The sequence below is a fragment of the Kitasatospora sp. NBC_00374 genome (genome assembly GCF_041434935.1).
Lineage (GTDB): Bacteria > Actinomycetota > Actinomycetes > Streptomycetales > Streptomycetaceae > Kitasatospora.
In genome coordinates, this window is sequence record NZ_CP107964.1 from 7,149,781 (window position 1) to 7,166,504 (window position 16,724).

12 protein-coding genes are annotated in these 16,724 nt (G+C 75.3%); 5 read left to right on the forward strand and 7 right to left on the reverse strand.

From position 1 onward, the window contains the following. The first annotated feature begins 56 nt into the window (after positions 1-56). The 3 genes from OG871_RS31815 (at position 57) to OG871_RS31825 (ending at position 3,500) form a co-directional block, all read left to right on the forward strand. Entirely contained in the window at positions 57-1,487 is a 1,431-nt protein-coding gene (locus OG871_RS31815) for an RsmB/NOP family class I SAM-dependent RNA methyltransferase (protein WP_371501496.1), read from the forward strand. A 275-nt stretch (positions 1,488-1,762) separates the two neighbouring features. After that, positions 1,763-2,734 carry an aldo/keto reductase gene (locus tag OG871_RS31820; protein WP_371501497.1) on the forward strand — a complete coding sequence of 324 codons (972 nt, stop codon included), beginning with the start codon at positions 1,763-1,765 and terminating at the stop codon, positions 2,732-2,734. Between the two features lie 91 nt (positions 2,735-2,825). Continuing rightward, on the forward strand, positions 2,826-3,500 hold the full coding sequence (locus tag OG871_RS31825) for a C39 family peptidase (RefSeq protein WP_371501498.1): 675 nt from the start codon (positions 2,826-2,828) through the stop codon (positions 3,498-3,500). Between the two features lie 136 nt (positions 3,501-3,636). Here the strand turns inward: OG871_RS31825 and OG871_RS31830 are convergent, their stop codons facing one another. Both OG871_RS31830 and OG871_RS31835 read right to left on the reverse strand, forming a co-directional pair. Further along, on the reverse strand, positions 3,637-4,905 hold the full coding sequence (locus tag OG871_RS31830; RefSeq protein ID WP_371501499.1) for an ATP-binding protein: 1,269 nt from the start codon (positions 4,903-4,905) through the stop codon (positions 3,637-3,639). A gap of 179 nt (positions 4,906-5,084) precedes the next feature. Continuing rightward, positions 5,085-5,939 (reverse strand): hypothetical protein, encoded by an 855-nt coding sequence (locus OG871_RS31835; RefSeq protein ID WP_371501500.1) that lies wholly within the window; start codon positions 5,937-5,939, stop codon positions 5,085-5,087. 169 nt (positions 5,940-6,108) lie between these two features. Between OG871_RS31835 and rpe the strand changes: the two genes are divergently transcribed. After that, on the forward strand, positions 6,109-6,792 hold the full coding sequence (gene rpe / locus OG871_RS31840; RefSeq protein WP_371501502.1) for a ribulose-phosphate 3-epimerase: 684 nt from the start codon (positions 6,109-6,111) through the stop codon (positions 6,790-6,792). Positions 6,793-6,897: 105 nt separating this feature from the next. Beyond that, a complete protein-coding gene (locus OG871_RS31845) occupies positions 6,898-7,857 on the forward strand; it encodes a pirin family protein (RefSeq protein WP_371501503.1) in 960 nt (319 codons plus the stop codon). A 28-nt stretch (positions 7,858-7,885) separates the two neighbouring features. On the opposite strand, the gene OG871_RS31850 is transcribed toward OG871_RS31845, so the two are convergent. The 5 genes from OG871_RS31850 to fusA all read right to left on the reverse strand — a co-directional run bounded on the left by OG871_RS31850 (position 7,886) and on the right by fusA (position 16,486). Beyond that, on the reverse strand, positions 7,886-8,332 hold the full coding sequence (locus tag OG871_RS31850; protein ID WP_371501504.1) for an NUDIX domain-containing protein: 447 nt from the start codon (positions 8,330-8,332) through the stop codon (positions 7,886-7,888). A 139-nt stretch (positions 8,333-8,471) separates the two neighbouring features. Continuing rightward, complete coding sequence (locus tag OG871_RS31855; RefSeq protein WP_371501506.1) at positions 8,472-10,142, reverse strand: SpoIIE family protein phosphatase; 1,671 nt, start codon at positions 10,140-10,142, stop codon at positions 8,472-8,474. A 158-nt stretch (positions 10,143-10,300) separates the two neighbouring features. Then, the gene (locus OG871_RS31860) at positions 10,301-11,308 is read right to left on the reverse strand and encodes an oxidoreductase (protein ID WP_371501507.1); all 1,008 of its coding nucleotides are present in this window, start codon (positions 11,306-11,308) and stop codon (positions 10,301-10,303) included. Positions 11,309-11,488: 180 nt separating this feature from the next. Beyond that, positions 11,489-14,230, reverse strand: coding sequence for a GH92 family glycosyl hydrolase (locus OG871_RS31865; RefSeq protein WP_371501509.1), 2,742 nt, complete (start codon positions 14,228-14,230; stop codon positions 11,489-11,491). A gap of 162 nt (positions 14,231-14,392) precedes the next feature. Then, positions 14,393-16,486 (reverse strand): elongation factor G, encoded by a 2,094-nt coding sequence (gene fusA, locus OG871_RS31870; protein WP_371501511.1) that lies wholly within the window; start codon positions 16,484-16,486, stop codon positions 14,393-14,395. Positions 16,487-16,724: the final 238 nt, after the last annotated feature.

Consider the following 16,724-nt stretch of genomic DNA (forward strand, 5'->3'; position numbering starts at 1 on the left):
CCTGGACCTCACGTCGACCGTCTCCCATCTGATTCCGTAGCACCTTAGAGGCACCAGTGACCACCCCCAGCGCCAAGCGCGCCCCCCGTCCGCACCGCCGCCCCAAGAAGGACCCGGCCCGGATCGTCGCCTTCCGCGCCCTGCGCGCCGTCGACGAGCGCGACGCCTACGCCAACCTCATCCTGCCCTCCCTGCTCCGCGAGGCCGAGCAGAAGGGCATGGACCGGCGCGACGCCGCCCTCGCCACCGAACTCGTCTACGGCACCCTGCGGATGCAGGGCAGCTACGACGCGATCATCGCCGCCTGCGTCGACCGCCCGCTGCGCGAGGTCGACCCGCCGGTGCTGGACGTGCTCGCACTCGGCGCGCACCAGCTGCTCGCCACCCGCATCCCCAGCCACGCGGCGGTCTCCGCGACCGTGGAGCTGGCCCGGGTGGTGCTCGGTGACGGCCGGGCCAAGTTCGTCAACGCCGTGCTGCGCAAGATCAGCGCCCAGGACCTGGACGCCTGGCTGCAGCAGGTCGCCCCGCCGTACGAGCAGGACGCCGAGGACCACCTCGCCGTACTGCACTCCCACCCCCGCTGGGTGGTCTCCTCGCTCTGGGACTCGCTCGGCCGCTGGCAGCCCGACGCCAGCGGGCGGAGCGCGATGGAGGAGCTGCTGGCCGCCGACAACGAGCGGCCCGAGGTGACGCTGATCGCCCGCCCCGGCCGCTCCACCGTCGAGGAGATCGCCGCCGCCCTGCCCGAGGCCGAGCCCGGCCGCTGGTCCCCCTTCGCGCTGCGGCTCGCCGAGGGCGGCGACCCGGCCGGCGTCGACGCCGTCCGGGAGAACCGGGCCGGCGTCCAGGACGAGGGCAGCCAGCTGGTCGCGCTCGCGCTGGCCGCCGCCCCACTGGAGGGCCCTGACCGGCTGTGGCTGGACGGCTGCGCCGGCCCCGGCGGCAAGGCCGCGCTGCTCGGCGCGCTCGCCGCCGAGCGCGGCGCCGCGCTGGTCGCCTCCGAGAAGCAGCCGCACCGGGCCCGGCTGGTGGCCAGGGCGCTCGACGGCAACCCCGGCCCGTACACCGTGATCGCCGCCGACGGGACCAGACCCGCCTGGCGCGAGGGCTCCTTCGACCGGGTCCTGGTCGACGTCCCCTGCTCGGGCCTCGGCGCCCTGCGCCGCCGGCCGGAGGCCCGCTGGCGGCGCCGCCCCGAGGACATCGCCGGCTTCGGCCCGCTCCAGCGCGACCTGCTGCGCACCGCGATCCGGGCCACCCGGCCCGGCGGCGTGGTCGGCTACGCGACCTGCTCCCCGCACCTGGCCGAGACCCGCGCGGTGGTCGACGACGTGCTGCGCGAGGACCCCGGCGTCGAGTGGATCGACGCCCGCCCGCTGCTGCCCGGTGTCCCCGCCCTCGGCGCCGGCCCCGACGTGCAGCTCTGGCCGCACCTGCACAGCACCGACGCGATGTACCTGGCCCTGCTGCGCCGCACCTCCTGACGGCCGGGCCCGCCCGCCGCCGCGGGGAGACCCGCGTGCGGCGGGCACCCCCCGGGCGGGCACCGGATCCGGCCGCAGCTCAGCGGCGGCGCCCATCCGTGCTTCGCCCGCAATCCCGGGCCGGTGAGCCGTCCGCGTCCGCGACCCGCTCGGCCACGGTCGAGATCTCGATCCAGCACCGTCCGGCGCTCGTCCTGCCCGTGGCCGACGGGAGTTGATGCACCGACGGCAAGTAATGCTGGACAAAGCGGCCGGTGCGGCAGAGGGTTGCGGTCATGGAGTTCACCCACCTCGGCCGTACCGGCCTGACCGTGTCCCGGCTGTGCCTCGGCACCATGAACTTCGGCCCGCACACCGAAGAGGCCGACGCCCACCAGATCATGGACACCGCCCACGAACAGGGCATCAACTTCTTCGACAGCGCCAACGTCTACGGCTGGGGCGAGAACAAGGGCCGCACCGAGGAGATCATCGGCAGCTGGTTCGCGCAGGGCGGCGGCCGCCGCGAGAAGACCGTGATCGCCACCAAGCTCTACGGCGACATGGGGGAGTGGCCCAACGAGGGCAAGCTCTCCGCGCTCAACATCCGGCGCGCGGTCGACGCCAGCCTGCGCCGTCTGCAGACCGACCACATCGACCTGTACCAGATGCACCACGTCGACCGGGCCACTCCCTGGGAGGAGATCTGGCAGGCGATGGAGGTGCTGGTCGCCCAGGGAAAGATCATCTACGTCGGGTCCAGCAACTTCGCGGGCTGGCACATCGCCCAGGCCCAGGAGGCGGCGAAGTCCCGCAACTTCCTCGGCCTGACCAGCGAGCAGTCGATCTACAACCTGCTGGAGCGCAACGTCGAGCTGGAGGTGATCCCGGCCGCCCAGCACTACGGCCTCGGGCTCATCCCGTGGTCCCCGCTGCACGGCGGGCTGCTCGGCGGCGTGCTGCGCAAGGAGGCCCAGGGCGTCCGCCGCGCCACCGGCCGGTCGGCCGAGACGCTGGAGGCCAAGCGCGAGCAGCTCCAGGCGTACGAGGACCTGGCCGCCGAGCTGGGGCACGAGCCCGGGGACGTGGCGCTGGCCTGGCTGCTGTCCCGTCCGGCGGTCACCGCCCCGATCGTCGGCCCGCGCACGCTGGAGCAGTTGCACGCCGCCGTCCGGGCGCTCGACCTGACGCTGGACCAGAAGACCCTCGACCGGCTGGACGAGATCTTCCCCGGCCGCCGCACCGCCCCCGAGGACTACGCCTGGTAGACCCGGCAGCGGCGGGGCCGGCGCTCCTCGACGCACCGGCCCCGCCGCCCGGTTGCCGGGCATCCGGGCCGGGACAGGTCAGGATGGCGGGGTGAACCCGATCCTCAACCAGGTCCCCTACTACTCCCAGTGGGAGTCCCCCGAGCTGGTGCCGGACATCCTGGCCGGCACCGTCCAGGCCGGCGACGACCCGCTCTGGGAACGCTCCGGCGCGGTGAGCGAGGAGGAGTACACCTACTGGTCCTGGCGGATCTGCGGGATGGCCTGCCTGCGGATGGTGCTCGACTTCTGGTGGGGGGTCGCCCCGGCCTCGATCCGGCTCGCCGAGGAGTGCCTGGCGGCCGGGGCGTACGTCCGGCACCCGGACGGGCGGCTGGACGGGCTGATCCACGGCCCGTTCGCGGAGTACGTCCGGACCCGCTGGGGCCTGTACGCCGAGGCCCGCGACCCGCTGCCGATGAAGGAGCTCGCCGCCCAGATCGAGGGCGGACGGCTGCTGGTGCTCTCCGTCCACCCGGGCATCCGCACCCTCGACCCGGAGCCGGCCCGCAAGGGCGGCCACCTGGTGCTCGGGGTCGGCGCCAACGACCGGGAACTGCTGATCCACAACCCGTCCGGCTTCCCCGACGGCTCGCAGCAGTACGCCCGGGTGCCGTGGGCGGACCTGTCCCGCTTCTACGCCGGGCGGGGCATCCTGCTCGGACCACCCCGGCGCGGCCGGGTCAGCGCCGGGACCGGACGCCGCTCGGTCGCGCCCGGGCACTGACGCGGCGGCCGGGACGCCTCGGGACGGACGCGGGTCGCGGGGAGGGACCGCGCCGTACGAGCCGGTCGGCGCGGCCGTGCGGGGGACGCCGCGGCCCGCGAGCGCGATGTCGGCGCGGCGCCCGACCGGGGGCAGGTCAGGTACGGCCGTAGCGGGTGGTCTGGTCGGCGAACTCCAGTGCCATGTCACTGGTGACGGTGGGGCGGGTGCGACGGATGGTGACGAGGTAGTCCTCGGTGGCGGGATGGGTCCGCTTCCCCGTGTCCAGGGTGCGTTCGAACACTGTCTGGGCGACGGCGCGGGCGGCCTGCGCGATGTCCGCCGGAGTGAAGCCTTCGGACGCGTCGGCGAGCACACCGATGTCGGCCTCGGCCTCCGCCCGGGCGAGGTAGCTGGTCCACAGCGCGCAGCGGGCCTCGTGGTCCGGCGGCCCGATCGGCAGCACGTAGTCGAAGCGGCCGTGCCGCAGGAACGCCGGGTCGAGGGCGGCCACGTTGTTGGTGGCGCAGACCAGCAGCCGGTCCGCCCGCTCGCGGAACCGCACGATCGACTTCAGCAGCTCGTTCACCACCCCGACCGCCGCCGGGTCGGCGCTGCTGCGGGTGCCGGCCACCTCCTCGACCTCGTCGATGAAGACCAGGGCGGTGTCGAGCTGGGCGATCTCCTCGAACCGGCGGCTCAGCCCGTTCGCCAGGCCGTCCTCCAGCGCCAGCCGGGACGGGAACAGCTCCACGTACGGCCAGCCCAGCCGGCCGGCGACGGCCCTGGCGAAGGTGCTCTTGCCCGTCCCGGGCGGCCCGAACAGGACGACGGCCTGCGGTGGCTCCACGCCGTGCTGGGAGGCGAGCTCGGGGTGCGCCAGCGGCAGCACGAGGCGGCGTTCGATCAGTTCCTTCTCCCGCGCCATCCCGGCCAGCCGGCCCCACAGCCCGGACGGCGGCTCGACCGCGCCGAGCGAGGACAGCAGGACGACGTCCCGGGCCCGTACGGAGCGGCTCTTCTCGAAGTACGTCACGCCCTCGCGGGGCCGGAAGCCGCTGTTGCGCAGGGCGGCGGCGCCGGTCCCGTTCTCGGGGAGCACCGCGGTCAGGGTGCGGGCGCCGGCGGCCTGCAACCGGGGTTCCAGCGCGGACAGCAGAGCGCTGCCCAGGCCCAGATGGCGCCAGGCCCGGTGCAGGTTGATCCGCAGCACCCAGGCGCGCTCGCCCTCCACCCGGGCCACCGCCGCGCCGACCAGCTGGCCGTCGGCCACGGCGACCACGCTGGGGTGCCGTGCCTGCAGCGCGGCGACCACGTCGGCGAGGTGGAAGACGGCGGGCCCGTCGGAGCCGCTGTTCTCGGCGTCGAGCCGGACGATCGCCTCCAGATCCTCCGGCACGAAGTCCCGTACATGCCAGCCTGTCATCGGCCCGCCTCCGATCCGTCCGTCGCCGATCCGGCACTCCTCCCATCATCGGCCCGTGGGGCGCGCGGGGGCGGGTGGCCGAGCGGACGGGAGGGGTGAGGCGGGAGGGGACGGACATGAGAGCGCCCGGCCGGGGGAGGCCGGTCGGGCGGCGGGGGAGCGGGGGAGCGGGGCGGCAGTCAGCTGCCGACCGGGAGCCCTATCGGGTTGAGCTGGGGGAGCTCGGGGCGACAGGCCGTCACGATCGGCCGCAGGGCGGTGGCCAGCTCGTCGAGCTCGGCCCGGCGGAAGTCGGCCCAGACCCGGGAGGCGGCGAGATCGGTGGCGGCCTCCAGGGCCTGGTGGCGGGAGCGGCCCTCGTCGCTCAGCGAGCCGTCCCGGTCGAGCCAGCCGCGCTCGACCAGGCGGCCGGTGGCCCCGTCCCACTCCTCGTCCGTCCAGCCGCGGTAGGGCTGCATGACCTCCCGGCGGATGTCGAGGGCGCACCGCACCACCAGCGCCTCGCAGCCGTCCAGACCCTCCGCGACCAGGGCCGCGACATGGCCGTCGCCGCGGTGCTCGCGCAGCACGGTGGTGGCGTGCCAGAGCCGGGCGAGCTGCCCCTCGGGCCGGGCCAGGGCCGCGTTGGCGGCGGCCAGCACCCGCCCGCAGCAGTCCAGCCCGTCGATCGCGCGCTCCAGCAGCTCCACCGAGCGCTCGATCAGATGCGGCTTCACCGTCTCCAGCACCCGCTGCAGTGCGGCCTCCGAGCCCGAGACCCGGGCGGCGAGGGCCGCCTCCGGGGTGGCCCTGCTCCAGATGTCCGGCAGGGCCCGCTCGACCATGCCGGGCGCGAAGTTGAAGAAGGCCGCGACCACCGGCGTCGCGTCGACCGCGCCGAGCGGCGCGGACCGGCCCGCGAAGTAGCCGCGCCAGCTGCCGCGCAGGCCCGCCGCCTCGTAGGCGGCCCGGCCCTCGGGCGAGAAGTAGGTCAGGGCGTGGACCGGTTCGAAGAGCCACCACAGAGCACGGGCGGGGTGCACCAGCTCGGCCATCGGACACCTTTCTCGGAGCGGGGCCACGGCGTTCGTGACCCTGGTACGCGTCGGATGTGACGCGGGTCACGGGGAGAGGTCGCCGCTCACGGCCGGCCGATCACACGAGAGATGATGGACCTTGATGGCAGCTCCAGCCGCCCGCACCGAGTTGTGAAGGTACCCTCAAATGGCTCAGATCAACCCCAGCATCCTCTCCGCCGACTTCGCCCGCCTGGCCGAGGAGGCGGAGGCCGTCCGAGGCGCGGACTGGCTGCACGTCGACGTGATGGACAACCACTTCGTCCCCAACCTCACGCTGGGCGTCCCGATCGTGGAGTCACTGGCCCGGGCAACCTCCACCCCGCTCGACTGCCATCTGATGATCGAGCAGCCGGACCGCTGGGCCCCGCAGTACGTCGAGGCCGGCGCCGGCTCCGTCACCTTCCACGTCGAGGCCGCCGCCGCCCCCGTCCGGCTCGCCCGGGAGATCCGCGCCAAGGGCGCCCGCGCCTCCATGGCGCTGCGCCCCGCCACCCCGATCGAGCCGTACGAGGACCTGCTGCCCGAGCTCGACATGGTGCTGATCATGACGGTCGAGCCCGGCTTCGGCGGCCAGGCCTTCCTGGACATCATGCTGCCCAAGATCCGCCGCACCCGTGAGCTGATCGACAAGCACGGCCTGGACCTCTGGCTCCAGGTGGACGGCGGCGTCTCCGCCACCACCATCGAGCGCTGCGCCGAGGCCGGCGCGAACGTCTTCGTGGCCGGCTCGGCCGTGTACGGCGCCGAGGACCCGGCGGAGGCCGTCCGCGCACTGCGCGCCCAGGCCGACGCCGTCACCGCCACCGCGCCCTGGGCCTGCCGCCACTGAGCCGCCCGACGGCGGGGCTCGTCCGGCCGGCGGGGGCCTGTCCGGACGGCGGCGCCGCCTGACGGTTCGTCGTGTCACCGACCGGCGGCGCGTACGGTGGCCGGTATGAGCGACCTCGATCTCAAGCCCACCGCGTTGCGCTGCGGCCGGGAGGCGTCCGCCGGTCCGGTCAAGGACCTGCTCACCGGCAGGACGGTGACGCTGGGGGAGTCCACGCAGGTCCGGAGGCTGTTGCCGAACCTGGGCCGGCGGATGGTCGGCGCCTGGTGCTTCGTCGACCACTACGGCCCGGACGACATCGCGGACCAGCCCGGCATGCAGGTGCCGCCGCACCCGCACATGGGGCTGCAGACCGTCAGCTGGCTGCACCAGGGCGAGGTACTGCACCGCGACAGCCTCGGCAGCCTGCAGACCGTCCGCCCACGCGAGCTCGGCCTGATGACCTCCGGCCGGGCGATCTCGCACTCCGAGGAGTCCCCGCGCGAGCACGCCCGCATGCTGCACGGCGCCCAACTGTGGGTCGCCCTGCCCGACGCCCACCGGCACACCGCCCCCGCCTTCGAGCACCACACCGACCTGCCGGTGGTCACCGCCGCCGGCCTGGACGCCCGGCTGATCCTCGGCACCCTGGACGGCGCCACCTCACCGGGCACCACCCACTCACCGCTGGTCGGCGCCGACCTGACCCTGCGCGGGGGCGCCGAGCACCGGCTCCCGCTGGAGCGCGACTTCGAGTACGCCGTGCTGGCGATCTCCGGCAGCGTGGACGTGGACGGCGTCCGGGTCGAGCCCGGGTCGCTGCTGTACCTCGGCTGCGGCCGCGACGAGTTGCCGCTGCGCGCGCTCACCGACAGCTCGCTGCTGCTGCTCGGCGGGGAGCCGTTCGAGGAGGAGATCGTGATGTGGTGGAACTTCATCGGCCGCACCGGCGAGGAGATCGCCCAGGCCCGGGGGGAGTGGATGGCCGGCACCCGCTTCGGCGAGGTGCACGGCTACGACGGTGCCCGCCTGGACGCGCCCGCGCTGCCGCCGGTGCCGCTGAAGCCGCGCGGCCGGACGCGCTGAAGCCGGGTCCGCCGCGGCCGCGTTCGTCCTATCGGCGGCGGTCGACCACGGACAGCGGGTTGCCGCGGGCGATCTCGCCGAGGGCGTGGGCGGCGTACCGGACGGTTGTCCCGGGCAGGGCGTCAAGGGGCCACCAGTGCAGTTCGTGGCACTTGTCGGGCTCCCGGTTGGTGATCCGGCCGGTGTAGTGGGCGGGTCGGAAGAAGAGCTGGAGCCGCCCGCCACCGCCGTCGTGGTCGAGGTGGTGGACGGTGTGGAGGAGGTCGAGATCCCGTTCGGCGATGGTGATGCCGAGTTCCTCGTCGGCCTCGCGGGCCATCGCCCGGGTGACCGACTCGCGCGGTTCCATGTGGCCGGCCGGGACGTGCCAGAGGCCGTCGGCGTAGGAGGTGCCCTTGCGGCGGCCGAGCAGGACGCGGCCGTCCTCGACGACGACCAGGTGGACGCCGACAACCAGGGTGGGCGGGTGTGCCACGGGGATGCCCTTCGGGTGATGGGTCGTTGAAAAGGCTCTGTGGAGCGGGAGTTGATGACTCCGGTGGTCCGGTCGTCGTCGATGATGGTGCTGTTCGAATCGCCCGTTCAAGTGGGTTTTCCGAGCGGGCCCGCGCCGGTCAGCGGATGCGGGGGCGGGCCGCGAGGAGGGCGGTGTCGTCGTCGGCGGGCTGGTCGGCGAGGTGTTCCAGGACGGTGTCGAGGAGGTCCTCCAGCCCGCCGGTGGCGGACAGGGGGAGGTTGGCGAGCCTGGCGAGGGAGACGTCGATGTCCTCGCCGCGGCGTTCGACCAGGCCGTCGGTGTAGAGCAGCAGGGTCTGGCCGGGGACGAGCGGGAGGGTGGCCTGCTCGTAGTCGGCGAGGCCGGTGCCCAGGGGCGGGCCGGTGGGGATCCGCACCAGCTCGGTGGGCCGGCCCGGGGTGATGAGCGCGGGTGGGAGGTGGCCGGCGCTGGCGAGGGTCCAGCGGTGGCGGGCCGGGTCGGCGAGGGCGAGCAGGCAGGTGGCGGGACGGGCCGACTCGTCCTCGGTGATCACCGTGTCGAGCTGGCGCAGGATGCGGTGCGGGGGCAGGTCCATGCCCGCGGTGTAGCGGAGCATCGACCGGTAGGTGCTCATGTCGACCGCGGCCTCCACCCCGTGGCCCATGACGTCGCCGATGACGAGCAGGGTACGGCCGAAGGGCAGCCGGACGGTCTCGTACCAGTCGCCGCCGACCACCGAGCTGCTGCCCGACGGCAGGTAGCGGGTGGCGAGTTCGAGGTTGGGGTGCGGGCTGGCCGGCTCGGAGAGCAGGGCCCGCTGCAGGTCGAGGGCGACGTGCTGGGAGCGGGTGTAGCGCTGCGCGTTGTCGACGGCGAGAGCGGCGTGGGTGGCGAGGTCGCCCACGAGTGCGAGGTCGCGCTCGGTGAAGCCGGCGTGTGGGCCGTGCCGCCGGGCGAGTTGCAGGACGCCGACGGTACGGCCGCGCGCGGCCAGCGGGACCACCAGCAGGACGTCGGCGGACAGGTCGACGTCGACGGCCCGGCCGGTGCCGAGGACCTCGGCGACGGGGGAGTCGCGGGCGTAGCGGACGCCCTTGCCGGGCTGGGCGAGGGCCGAGAGGTCGGCGTGGACGCCCGGCAGTGCGGCCAGTGCGGCGCGGTGCAGACGGACCCGGTCGCCGATGTGCGCGGTGTGGTCCCCCGGCAGCAGGTCCACCGCGGCGACGTCGGCGAGACCCCGGGCGAGCGCGAAGTGGGCGAGTTCGGAGCAGGTCCGGTCGGTGTCGAGGGTCGTCCCGATCGCGCCGGAGGCGGCCTCGACCAGGGCGAGGCGCGCGGCGGCGGTGTCCGGTCCGGTGCCGGGCTCGTCGGCCGGGACGGCGACGGCGACCACGCCGGCCGTCCCTCCGGGCACGGTGATGCGCCGGCACCGCAGGCGCAGGCCCGCCGCCGTGCCGCCCGGCCGGAGGGTGCCGGTGGTCCCGTCGGCGCTCGCCCCGTCGCCGGGAGGACCGGGCGCGCCGGCCAGGACCCGCGCGAGGACGGGCACCGCGGCCGCGAGCGCCGTCTCCTGCGCCGGGCGGCCCACCAGGTCGCGGGAGCGCAGCCCGGTGGCCTGCTCGAACGCGGGGTTGGCGTACAGCCAGCGCAGGTGGGTGTCGGCGACGGCGAAGGCCGCGGGGGCGCAGTCGAGGGCGCCGAGCAGCAGTTCCGTGACGCTGCCGGCCGCTGGGGCCGGGGCCCGCGCCCGGTCGTCGCCCCCGGGTGCCTGGCTGTGCACCGTGCCGCACTCCCTCGTGACGCTCACCGCCGGCGTCTGTCCATGATCACGCCACCGTGGCCGGCCCGCATCCCCCGGCCGGATCCGGGCTCACAGTGTGGCAGTGCCGTCCCGCGGACGGGCCGCCGGGGCGGGGCGGGGCGGCCGTGGACGGTTCGGGGTGGTCGCGGACGGTTCCGGGCGGGTCAGAGCGTGGTGATCAGCCCGCCGTCGATCCTGAAGTCGGCTCCGGTGACGTTGGCCGTCCGCTCTGCGGCCAGCAGCAGGACGAGGTCGGCGACCTCCTCCGGGCGGGTGAAGCGCCGCGTCGCGGATTCGCCGGCGGCGTGCCGGACGACGTCGTCCGCCGTGCCGCCGCCGGCCTTGGCGACGGTGGCGGCGACACCGTCCTCGCCGAGCCACAGCGCGGTGGAGACCGGCCCCGGACTGACCGTGTTGACGCGTACGCCCCGCGGGCCGACCTCTTTCGACAGGGACTTGCAGAAGTTGGCCAGCGCGGCCTTCGCCGCGCTGTAGTCGATCACCGCCGGATCGGGCAGGGTGGCGTTGACCGAGCTGACCGTGACGATCGAGGCGCTGCCGCGATCGAGGAGGTGCGGCAGCGCCGCCCGGGTGGTGCGGACGGCGGCCAGGAAGTTGATCGTCAGCGACCAGGTCCAGTCCTCGTCGGTCACCGCGCCGAAGCCGTCGAGGCGCGGCCGGACGCCGCCGACGTTGTTGACCAGGACGTCCAGCCCGCCGAACCGGGCGACCGCCTCCTCGACCGCCCGGGCGGGGCCCTCCGGCGTCGTGAGGTCGACCGGAAGGGGCAGGACACGGCCGCCGGCGGCGAGGTCGGCCAGTTCGTCGGTGATGGTCCGGGCGGCGGCCAGGACGCGGACGCCCTCGGCGGCGAGCGCCCGGGTCACCGCGAGGCCGATGCCCTTGCTGGCGCCGGTGACCACGGCCGCCTTGCCCGACAGGTGCAGGTCCATCACGCGCTCCTCCAGGGTGTCCGGGCCGGTGGCGGTGCGGGCGGGTCGGTGATCGTCCGCGACCCGCGGCCCGGCGGGGCCGACTCCCCGCACGATCGCAGGAAAGCCCGGCCGCCGCATCCGGTCCCGCCGGGACGCCGTCACCCGGCGTCCCGTGCCGAGCCGTTCGCGGCCGCCGTGCCCGGCAGGTCCGGCGGGCGGCATCAGCACGGTGTCCACCAGGTGGACGGAGGCGTCGGAGGTCCGGATGCCGTCGCAGACGACCTCGGCGTCACCGTCGAGCCCGCCACCGGATCACCCCTGCCGACCGGTACCCCGGTCCTGCTGTCCCGCTCACCGCGCAGAGCGCCGCGGGCGGGCCGGCAGCCGGCCACCGTGCGCGCCGCCGAGCGGGAGCCGTCAGCGGTGGTGCGCCGCGCGGGGCACGTCCCACCGCTGGGCGCCGCCGCCGTCGCAGGCGCGCAGCCGTGGCCCGGCCCCGCCGCCCGCGTCATCGGAGGCGTCGAGGCAGCGGCCGGTGGGCTGGTGGAGCAGTGAACCGTCCGGGCGGGGCCACCACTGCTGGGCTCCGGTGCCGTCGCAGGTCCGCAGCCGGACGGCGGCGCCGCCGACCTCCAGGCAGCTGCCGAGCGCGCGCAGGGTCCCGTCGGAGGCCGTCGTCCAGCGCTGCGAGGCCGCGCCGGGCTCGCACGCCCCGAGGCCGACGGCGGTCGCGCCGGCGGCCGGGTCGGTGGCCGGGTCGGTGGCCGGTGCCGTGGCGCCGAGGCAGCTGCCGCCCGGGCCGCCGATCGGTCCGGTGGCCGGCCGGGCGGGGCCGACGTCGAAGGAGGGCGGTGCGTCCTCGGGCGCGCTGCCCCAGGCGGTGTCGGGCTGCTCGGCGAGCGTGAAGGCCACCGTCCCGCCGCGGCGCAGGAGGTGCTCGCCGAGCCAGGGGCGCTGCGACGGCCGGGAGTCCACCGTGAGCGCGTGGACGTAGCGGGCCGCCTCGGACGCCCCCGGCGCCGAGACGTCGATCACGGCGCCGTTGCCCCGGCGGACGGTGACGGCGGGGAACAGCGGGCTGGCCAGCACCAGTTCGGCGCGGCCGGGTACCTGCGGGTACATGCCGAGGGCGGCCCAGACCGCCCACGCGGACGTCTGCCCGAGGTCGTCGTTGCCCGGTTCGCCGTCGGGGGCGTCCGCGAAGAGTGTGGTCAGCGCCCGCCGCACGACGTCCTGGGAGCGGTACGGGCGGCCCGCGTAGGCGTACGCCCACGGGACGTTGGACGAGGGCTCGTTGCCGAGGTAGGCGCGCGCGGCGTCGGGCCCGGCGTTGAGCTCGGTGAAGAACTGGTCCAGCCGGTCGGCGGCCGCCGCGTCGCCGCCCATCGCGTCGAACAGGCCGCGGTGGTTGTACGGGACCATCCAGGCGTACTGCCCGGCGCTGCCCTCGACGAAGCCGCTCTGCTGGGCGGGCCGGAAGCCGGGCCACGTCCCGTCACTGCGGCGCGGTTGGAGGTAGCGGCTCGTGGCGTTGAGCAGGTTGCGCCAGTTCGCCGATCGGTGCAGCAGGGCGTCACGGGTGTCGCGTTCGCCGATCCGGCCGGCCAGTTGGGCGAGGGCGAAGTCGGCGCTGGTGTACTCCAGGGTGGTGGCGGCCGTGCCCCACACCCCGCCGGCGTCGGTCGGGACGTAGCCGATCGCGTCGTAGCGGTCGTGGCCCGGGCGCTCGCGGGCGTCCCGGCGGCCGGCCAGGGCGAGGCGGAGCAGTCCGGCCGCGTCGAAGTCGGTGCCGCCGAAAGCGTGGATGGTGGCGGCGATGAGCGGCAGCGGGTCGCCGACCATCACCCCGGTGCCCCCGTTGGCCAGCGTCCAGCGGTCGAAGTAACCGGCGGTGGCGCCCTGGTCGACGATCGACTGGGCGATGTCGGCGGCCCGCGCGGGGTCGAGCAGGGCGATGAGCTGGACCTGCGACCGGTAGACGTCCCAGCCGGAGTAGTCGGCGTACTGGGCGTGGCCGGGCCGCGCGGTACGGACCGTTCCGTCGAAGCCGGGGTAGCTGCCGTCGGTGTCGCTGAGCAGGCTCGGGTGCAGCGTCGCGTGGTACAGCGCCGTGTAGAACACCCGGCGCTGCGCGGTGGTGCCGCCGGACACGGCGATCCGGCCGAGCAGGTCGTTCCAGGCGCCGCGCGCCGCCGACCTGACCCGCTCGAAACCCGAACCGCGTTGCTCGGCGCGGAGGTTGGCAAGGGCGCCCGCGGCACTGACGAACGAGATGCCGACCCGGGCGGTGACCGTGCGGCTCGCCGTGGTGTCGAAGGAGACCAGGGCCTTCGCGCCGGACTCCGTCCGGGCCGCCGTACCGGCCCCGGGGTTCAGCAGACGCGTCCCGTCCGGGCGGGCCGGCTGCGGGGCGACGCCCTCGCTCCCGCCGGCGGCGCTGCGCCGGCCGGTGTCGACGCCGCCGGAGCGGACGACGCCCGCACTGCTGAACGGCCGGTCGAACTCGGCGTGGAAGTAGACCCGGTAGCGGTTCCCGGTGCCGCAGAAACCGCCGCTGTCGGTGTAGCCCGTGATGGTGTCGGTGCCGATGGTCAGCGCGCCGGAGGCCCGGTTGAACGCCCGGCCGGCGTCGACGGTGAGCGAGGCGGTGTGGCCCTCGGGGTAGGTGAAGCGGGCGATGCCCGAGCGCGGGGTCGCGGCCAGTTCGGTCCGCAGCCCGTTGGCGAAGGTGACGGCGTACGAGCCCGGGGCGATCACCTCGTCCTCGTGCCGGAACTCCGTGTGGTCCACCGGCGTGCCGTCCAGCACGGGCAGGAACGGAGTGGTGCCGTAGTCCCCGCAGCCCGCGCCGGAGATGTGGGTGAGGCTGAAGCCGGCGATCCGGTGGTCGTCGTACAGGTAGCCGCCGTGCTGGTACGTCGCGGTGTCCGGGCTCCACTGCACCATGCCGAACGGCGCCGAGGCACCGGGGAAGGTGTTGCCGGCGCCGCCGCCGTGGCCGAAGTCCGGCGCGCCCTGCCTGGTCCCGACGTAGGCGTTGACGTACCTCGCCGGGTCGTGGACGGTGACCCGGGCCGGGGCGGCCGCCGCACCCGCCGGTGCGGACAGCAGCCCCGCCAGCACGGCCGCGGCGGCGCCCGCGGCGAGTGCGGACGACATGGACCTGAACCGCTGCACTGCGCCTCCTACGACTGTCGGACCGTCGGCACATCGTGCAGGCCGGACCCGGGCCGACCGGGCGGCGACAGGCGGGGAGTCCCCCGCCCGGACCAACCGGTCGGGCGGGGGACCCCTTCGGGACGGCCCGGGACGGCCGAACGGCTACCGGGCGGGTGCCGGGGCCGGTGCCGGGGCGTAGCCGGTGGGCCGGGCGGTGAAGGTGCCGCGGCCCTGGGTACGGCTGCGCAGCCGGGTCGCGTAGCCGAACAGCTCGGCCAGCGGCACGGTCGCGGTCACCACCGCGGTGCCGGCGCGTGCGGTGGAGCCCGTGACCCGGCCGCGGCGGGCGGCCAGGTCGCCGAGCACCCCGCCGACGGCGTCCTCGGGCACGGTCGCGGTGACCTCGACCACCGGTTCGAGCAGCTGCATCGCGCCGGCCCGCAGCGCCGCCCGGAGGGCGAGCCGGCCCGCGGTGCGGAAGGCCAGCTCCGAGGAGTCCTTGGCGTGGGTCGCGCCGTCCGTCAGGGTGACCCGGACACCCGTCACCGGGTGCCCGCCGAGCGGACCCTCGGCGAGGGCGTCCCGGCAGCCCGCCTCGACCGCACGCACGTACTCCTGCGGCACCCGCCCGCCGACGACGGTCGACCGGAACTCGAACTCCGGCCGGCCGTCGCCGTCACCGGCGGCCCCGAGCGGCTCCGTGTCCAGCACGACATGGGCGAACTGGCCCGCGCCGCCGTCCTGTTTGACGTGCCGGTAGACCAGCCCGGACACGCCGCGGGCGACCGTCTCGCGGTAGGCCACCTGGGGCCGGCCGACGTTGACGTCCAGCCCGAGGGCGCGCCGGATCTTCTCCACCGCGACCTCCAGATGCAGCTCGCCCATGCCCGACAGCACCGTCTGACCGGTCTCCCGGTCGGTGCGCACGGCCAGTGACGGGTCCTCCTCGACCAGCCGTGCCAGCGCCGACATCAGCCGTTCGGTGTCGGCGCTCCGCCGGGCCTCCACCGCCACCGAGACCACCGGGTCGGCCGCGGTCGGAGGTTCGAGGACCAGCGGCGCCGAGGGCGCGCACAGGGTGGCTCCGGCGCGGGCGGCCTTCGGCCCGACCACCGCGACGATGTCGCCGGCCAGCGCCTGCTCGACCTCCGCGTGCCGGTCGGCCTGCACCCGCAGGATCCGGGCGATCCGCTCGGTGCGCCGCGCGCCCGCGTCCATGACGGTGTCTCCCTTCCGCATCGTTCCCGAGTACACCCGCAGGTAGGTGAGCCGCCCGGTGGCGGTCGAGTTCACCTTGAACACCAGCGCGGCGAGGGGCGCCGCCGGATCGGCGGCCCGCTCCTGCACGCCGCCGTCGTCGGTGCCGGCCGTCGTGCCGCGGACCGCCGGGACGTCCAGCGGCGACGGCAGGTACGCCACGGCGGCGTCCAGCAGCGGCTCGACGCCGCGGTTGCGGTACGCCGATCCGCACAGCACCACCACCGCCTCGCCGGTCCGGGTGAGGTCGCGCAGGGCGGCGGCCAGGGTCGGCGCGGAGATTGTCGAGTGCGTGCAGAACTCCTCCAGCGCGGCCGGGTGGAGCTCCGCCACCGCCTCCTCCAGCAGGCGCCGGCGTCGCTGTGCCTCCTCGCGCAGGCCGTCCGACACCTCGCCCTCCTCGAAGGTGTCGCGCCCGTCGGCCCAGACCAGCGACCGCATGCGCAGCAGGTCCACCACGCCGGTGAAGCCGTCCTCCGCGCCGATCGGCAGCTGGACCACCAGCGGGACGGTGTGCAGCCGCTCCCGGATCGAGGCGACGGCCGCGTCGAGGTCGGCACCGGCCCGGTCCAGCTTGTTGACGAAGGCGATCCGCGGAACGCCGTGCCGGTCGGCCTGCCGCCACACCGACTCGCTCTGCGGCTCGACTCCCGCGACGGCGTCGAACACGGCGATCGCGCCGTCGAGCACCCGCAGCGAGCGTTCGACCTCGTCGGAGAAGTCGACGTGGCCGGGGGTGTCGATCAGGTTGACCCGGTGGCCGGCCCAGTCGCAGCTGACGGCCGCGGCGAAGATGGTGATCCCGCGGTCGCGTTCCTGGGAGTCGAAGTCGGTGACGGTGGTGCCGTCGTGGACCTCACCCCGCTTGTGGGTGCTGCCGGTGAGGTACAGGATCCGTTCGGTGACGGTGGTCTTGCCGGCGTCGACGTGGGCGAGGATGCCCAGGTTGCGGACGGCGGTCAGCGGGCTGGTGGGGCGGGGGTGAAGGTCGGTACGCACGGCCCAGGGCCTTTCGGAGTGATCCGGGAGTGGGGCGGCGCGATCTCCGGACGAACCGGCCTGTGGTCAGGCCGCGTTGGGACCCCCGTGCGGCGGGGCAGGCCGGCCCGGCGGTTCACCACCGGGCGCGGAGGGGGTCAGACGGTCGTCGTCGCGGACGTCCGGTGCAGGCCGCGCAGCCTGCACCGGGCGCACGAAGACACCAGGATCACCTCGTACCGCGACGGGGGGACGACGA

Excerpts from the sequence above, each read along its gene's own strand:
- OG871_RS31820 (WP_371501497.1), top strand. The coding sequence starts at position 1,763 with ATGGAGTTCACCCACCTCGGCCGTACCGGCCTGACCGTGTCCCGGCTG.
- OG871_RS31845 (WP_371501503.1), top strand. The coding sequence starts at position 6,898 with ATGAGCGACCTCGATCTCAAGCCCACCGCGTTGCGCTGCGGCCGGGAG.
- rpe (WP_371501502.1), top strand. The coding sequence starts at position 6,109 with ATGGCTCAGATCAACCCCAGCATCCTCTCCGCCGACTTCGCCCGCCTG.
- OG871_RS31835 (WP_371501500.1), bottom strand. The coding sequence starts at position 5,939 with ATGGCCGAGCTGGTGCACCCCGCCCGTGCTCTGTGGTGGCTCTTCGAA.
- OG871_RS31865 (WP_371501509.1), bottom strand. The coding sequence starts at position 14,230 with ATGTCGTCCGCACTCGCCGCGGGCGCCGCCGCGGCCGTGCTGGCGGGG.
- OG871_RS31830 (WP_371501499.1), bottom strand. The coding sequence starts at position 4,905 with ATGACAGGCTGGCATGTACGGGACTTCGTGCCGGAGGATCTGGAGGCG.